Source organism: Mycobacterium sp. (assembly GCF_050701675.1).
Taxonomy (GTDB): Bacteria; Actinomycetota; Actinomycetes; order Mycobacteriales; family Mycobacteriaceae; genus Mycobacterium.
Genome location: NZ_JBOGDD010000196.1, coordinates 1 through 5615, shown reverse-complemented (window position 1 = coordinate 5615; position 5615 = coordinate 1). Strand labels below are relative to the sequence as shown.

Here is a 5615-nt window from a genome sequence, read left to right as displayed (position 1 = left end):
GGTGCTCGACGCGCTGCCGTTGACCGTCAACGGCAAACTCGACAAGCACGCACTGCCCATTCCCGAATACCAGAGTGCCGATCGTTACCGCGCACCCGCCACCAGGGTCGAGAAGATCATCGCCGGCATTTACGCCCAGGTGCTCGACGTGGAGAAGGTCGGTTTGGATGATTCCTTCTTCGAGCTCGGTGGGGACTCGATCTCCGCCATGCGGGTCGTCGCAGCGGTCAACACCGCCATCGATGGCCGACTCGAAGTGCGGACCCTCTTCGAGACGCCGTCCGTGAGTGGTTTGAGCCAGCACGTGGACGGCGACGGCGGCGCGACCGCAGTGTCCGCGGCCAGTGGTCCGAGCTTCGAATCCGTACACGGCGGCGACATCACCGAGATCCACGCGCGTGATCTCACGTTGGACGAATTCATCGACGCCCCAACGCTGACGACCGCTCCGGCACTGCCGAGCCCGAGCGACGAGATCCGAACCGTCCTGCTGACCGGGGCGACCGGCTTCCTCGGGCGCTTCCTCGTCCTGGAGTGGCTGAAGCGGCTGGCGCAGGTCGATGGCACGCTGGTATGTCTGGTGCGGGCCACCTCCGACGACGACGCGCGGCGTCGTCTGGACAAGACATTCGACAGCGGTGATCCTGCACTGCTACAACACTTCCAAGAACTGGCTGCCGATCGGCTGCACGTCATCGCCGGGGACAAGGGCGCAGCCAATTTGGGCCTCGATGAGCGAACCTGGCAGCGGTTGGCCGACAGCGTCGACCTGATCGTCGATTGCGCAGCCTTCGTCAACGGCATCCTGCCCTACCGCGAGTTCTTCGGCCCGAACGTTGTGGGTACTGCCGAGCTGATCCGGTTCGCGCTCACCACCAAACTGAAGCCGTACACGTTCGTTTCGACTGCTGACGTGCGCCACCAGATCGAGCCGTCGACGTTCACCGAGGACGCCGACATCCGGGTCATCAGTCCCTCACGCGACGTAGACGCCAGCTTCGCCAACGGCTACGGCAACAGCAAGTGGGCCGGCGAGGTGTTGCTGCGCGAGGCCCACGACCTGTGTGGGCTCCCGGTCGCAGTGTTCCGCTGCGACATGATCCTGACCGACACCACATATGCGGGCCAGCTCAACGTGCCGGACAATTTCACTCGGATGATGCTGAGTCTGGTGGCCACCGGCCTTGCACCGGCGTCGTTCTATCAACTCGACGCCGACGGCAACCGGCAACGCGCGCACTACGACGCGCTGCCCGTCGGATTCGTCTCCGAGGCGATCGCCGAACTGGGGGGCATCGACGGGTTCGCGACCTATCACGTGATGAACCCGCACGACGACGGCATCGGACTCGACGAGTACGTCGACTGGCTGATCGAAGCCGGTTACCCGATCGAGCGTGTCGGCGACTTCGGAGAGTGGTTGCAGCGCTTCGAAACCGGCCTGCGCGCCCTGCCCGATCAACAACGCCAGCACTCAGTGCTGCAGATCTTGGCGTCGCACTTCACAGAGAATCTGCAAGCGCCGGCGCCCAGCCAGGGGTCCTATGCCCCGACCGACCGATTCCGCGCTGCGGTCCGAGCAGCCGAGATCGGCCCCGACAACGACATCCCCCACGTCTCGGCACCCACGATCACCAAGTACGTCACCGACTTGCAACGGCTCGGGCTGCTCTAGCCGCTGCTCGCGCTCGGTGGATCATGGTGCGGATGTGATCAGCCGAGGGCGGTCAGTGTTGGGGCGAGTTGTTCCAGTTGGTCGATTCCGGCGGCGAAGTCCCCGCCTGGAAGCATGACCATGACGTGATCTGCTCCAGCGGTCAGATGCTTCTGGACGGTCGCCGCAATGGCGGCCGGATCGCCGTGGCCGATGACGGCGTCCACCAGGCGGTCGCTGACGTCGTCGATGTCGGCAACGGAGTAGCCGAGTCGACCCATGGTCGCCGCATACGACGGCTGGCTCAGTGAGGCCGACACCGATTCGCGGGCCTTCGTCCGTGCGCGTTCGGGATCGGGGTCGACGATTACGGACACTCCGATGACCAGCAGCTTGTCCGGGCCGAGTACTTGCCGCGCGTGCGCGGTGAACTCCGGGGGCAACCCAGCGGGCAGCGCACCATCGAAGATCTCGCCGGCCAACGCCAGCATCTTCGGGCCGTTGGCGGCGACGATCCGCGGGTAGGCGGCTTTGGGTGCGGGCGGCCAGGTCTGACTGTCCATTCGGTCTCGGTAGTCACGCATGGTGGTGAGCGGCTTTCCGAAGTCGCGTCCGGTACTGGTCGCCTGCTGCGGATAGCCCACTCCCAGGCCGAGAACGAAGCGGTCGGGATGAGCTTCGGCCAGTTGGGCCGCGGCGGCGTGCATGGTCTGCGGTTCCCTGGCCCAGACGTTGGCGATGCTGGTGCCGAACACCATCCGCTCGGTGGCGCCCAGCAGCACCGCCAGCTGCACGAGGGCGTCCTTGCCGATCACCTCGTTGGTCCAGGCGGTGCGGTAGCCGGCCCGTTCCAACCGACCGACGGCCTCTCGCTGTCGCTCGACCGACGGCATGTCGGTGAACGTGACGGGAAGCAGTGCGCCTACCGGTCCGACTGCCCGGCGAGCGGCGTCGACGGTGGTGTTCATGGAGATTCTCCTCGGATCGTTCGTCAGCAGCATGCGATGTCAGTGAATGTCATCGAATCTACCCGTCATGACAGCTGCTGTCATCACACCCGGCATGAACAGATCGCCGCGCGCCAAGGCAACTGCGCGCAGGTGTGGTGACCCGCCGAGAGACACCCATGCCGGCCTTCCGACGACGAGCGCTCAGTCGCGGATGCCGCGATCGGCGATACCGGCACCGTCGTGACCCTGGTCCAAAAGTCCTCCCTACTAATCGAATTCCGCCACAGGTCACGGCTATGGCCCTTTACTCCCGCTTATCGCGCGTGAGATATTCGCCGAGGCGGCGATGCAACTCCTGCGCAGACTCGATCTTCGAGAACTCAGACGGAACATCCACTTCGCGCACTACCTGATCGGGTCCGGCGCCAATATGAAATACCGGATCATCTTTCCCAGGGTGTTCCGGAGGCTCGTATGTGCCGACTACATTGCCGGAATTATCGGTAACAACTTGCAGTTTCATGTTTACATCTGCCAATCGCTCTGGAACTCGGGAAAATATACAGCCATGAGCCTGGCTTTCACCGGCTGTGAACAGCTGTTCGAGACGTATCCGTGGTAATAGACGGGCCCCTCGACGTTTCGGGCAGCGGCGTACTTGGTGATCCATAACTTCACGTCTTCGGACCGTTCGGGACGGTTGGGCGACCACATGCAGAAAACGGGGCCCCTGTTCGGATGGGATCCCGGCGGCCAGGAGAACCAAAACTCGAGGGATGCATCCCCCGGCGGAATCGTCCAACCTCCGGAAACAAATCTGTCTGGCATGGCAATCCTCCTGAATTGGATTTTCGGGCACATTATTTTAGTGCCGATTGGCGCCAGCCTCTCGAAGAATATTGCTTAACCTGCAGATCCCGGGAGGGGCGCATTTTCACCGGCTCTCCCGCTCAACTCCGAGAGCGGGTCCGACATTGAGCGAGAGTCGCGAAAGGGCTTCCACACAAGGCCTGGCCGCAACTCTCACTAGCCGTGTGCGTGCATTCACCCCACAATGAAACTGATCGAAAGGCTACGAGTAGAGCCGACCGAGGTAGATGGAGGTGTCGCCGTGGCAGGCAAAACGAAGCGCATCGCGCTTCGCGCTTCGCGCGGAGCAAGCGACCTTGCACCGCAACCCCGCGGGAACCACTTCACCGCCGGCTCGCACATGCTCGTAGACCCGAAAGGTGAACGGGTCGACCGGATTTCTCAAACCTGAGGCATTGGCCCCCGACTCGTCATCCGCACCGGCTGCATACAGCCACGCCACTGCGACAGCGGCCATGAACCAATGAACGTAGTTCGGGTTCTCGACGAGTGCGTTCATGTCCGACCCCGGAAGCCTCGAGCGATCAGCTCCGATCCGTAGCCGGTGCGGAACACGTCATCGTGCTGCTCAGACAGGAAACCCTTTTCACGCCGCGGGTGAACTCGTAGACCTTCCAGTGACTTCCGACGCTGAACCGGTGCCAATCGTCGTGGTGGATCACATCAGCTGTGTCCACGCCAACCGTCGTCACACCCGACGGGAGGCCCACAGCCGCACGGACCACGGGAATGCGACGGACATCCTCCGCCACCGCCCTCAGGACCGGTGCGACGCCGCGATCCGCATGCCATCCTCGATGGATGGCACGAACGTGGTTGTCGGTGACGGTGGAACTGCTCGGCGGACGCGGCGAGGAATTGTGGCCATGGCCCGGCCGCGTCTTCGCGGTCGGACCGTCGCACACCTTCATGGACCTCGCGAATGCCGTCAACGACGCCTTCGCCCGGTGGGACAGGTCTCACCTGTCGATGTTCACCCTCGCCGATGGACGAGTGGTCACCGACGCACAGACCGGTGCCGAGATGACTGGGGAGATCGGTGGGCCCATCACCGAGCCGATGGACATCGAGTCGGCAAGGTTGCTCGGATCCTGGTGCCCGGAGCGGAGTTTCAGTTCACCTTCGACCTGGGCGATGACTGGACCCACCGCTGTGTGGTCGGCGACGCAAAGATCGACCCCGTGGAAGTGCTGGGAATCACGGCAAGGAAGCCCCTGCCTTACTGGGGATGGGGCAACATCCCGGACCAGTACGGACGCCGGTGGGCCGACGACGACGGCGAGAGCCGGGTTCCGAACAGGCCAACCGAACGGCACCCAATGCTGCTGCACGCGTGGCCAGGACGGCAGGAGGTGCCCTCGCTCGACCTGTCCGAGCTGCGCAATGCCATCACAGCAGGAGATGCTGCCCGCTTCCTCACCGAGGTGAGCGGACGTGACGTCGACGACGCGCTGCAGCAGGTGGCCGCCGGCCTACCGATGGCGCTGCAACGGCGACGGAAACAGGCCGAGCCGGTGACACTGTCGGTGATCAACCGGCTGACTTGGCGCGCCGGCGCGGGTGACGAGGTCCTGGCCGAGGACCTGCTTGCGTGTCTGCGCCGCGAGCCGCTCGCAGGGCGGGCGGTGCCGGTCGACCTGGAGATGCTCGGTGCCGAACTGGATGGGGACCTGGGCATGTCGACCGGTGGCTACGTCGACCTGCACACCGGGGACGTGTACGCCGACAGCACCACGGACCCAACGATGGTCGGGGAGGATGCCGCCGTCGACGTGGAGGAGGAGCCCGACCGTTGGCTCCGATTCGACCGCACCGGCTCGCGGGACGGCTGGCGCGACATGGCAGCTTTCGCCGTGCGGCAACATGATGCGTCGCTGCGGGAGCGGCTGCAGTGGGCGATCGAGGGCAAGGGCGCGTTCCACCGGTTTCGTGACCTCGTTCACCAGGAGAGCCTCGCCGAACAGTGGTACGTCTTCTCCACCGATCGCCGACTGGGTCGTGCCCGCGAGTTCCTTGCCGGCGAGGGCATCCGCGTGGGCTGGGGGGTACAGAAAAGGCGGCTCCGGATTTCTCCGAAACCGCCTCTGAACTGCAGTAACTCTGGTCGGGCTGACAGGATTTGAACCTGCGACCACTTGACC

At 64.2% G+C, this 5615-nt stretch carries 5 protein-coding genes; 2 read left to right on the top strand and 3 right to left on the bottom strand.

The window, feature by feature from the left end; genetic code table 11:
- On the top strand, positions 1–1675 hold a 1675-nt coding region (locus tag ACRDUX_RS05745; protein WP_526411871.1), incomplete at its 5' end, for a thioester reductase domain-containing protein.
- A 38-nt stretch (positions 1676–1713) separates the two neighbouring features.
- Here ACRDUX_RS05745 and ACRDUX_RS05740 read toward each other — a convergent pair.
- The 3 genes from ACRDUX_RS05740 to ACRDUX_RS05730 all read right to left on the bottom strand — a co-directional run bounded on the left by ACRDUX_RS05740 (position 1714) and on the right by ACRDUX_RS05730 (position 3973).
- Complete coding sequence (locus tag ACRDUX_RS05740; RefSeq protein WP_526411869.1) at positions 1714–2622, bottom strand: TIGR03620 family F420-dependent LLM class oxidoreductase; 909 nt, start codon at positions 2620–2622, stop codon at positions 1714–1716.
- Between the two features lie 286 nt (positions 2623–2908).
- Positions 2909–3127, bottom strand: coding sequence for a hypothetical protein (locus ACRDUX_RS05735; RefSeq protein WP_526411867.1), 219 nt, complete (start codon positions 3125–3127; stop codon positions 2909–2911).
- A gap of 549 nt (positions 3128–3676) precedes the next feature.
- Complete coding sequence (locus tag ACRDUX_RS05730; RefSeq protein ID WP_526411865.1) at positions 3677–3973, bottom strand: hypothetical protein; 297 nt, start codon at positions 3971–3973, stop codon at positions 3677–3679.
- Between the two features lie 595 nt (positions 3974–4568).
- On the opposite strand from ACRDUX_RS05730, the gene ACRDUX_RS05725 reads away from it, so the two are divergent.
- On the top strand, positions 4569–5597 hold the full coding sequence (locus tag ACRDUX_RS05725; protein WP_526411863.1) for a UPF0158 family protein: 1029 nt from the start codon (positions 4569–4571) through the stop codon (positions 5595–5597).
- Positions 5598–5615 lie beyond the last annotated feature (18 nt).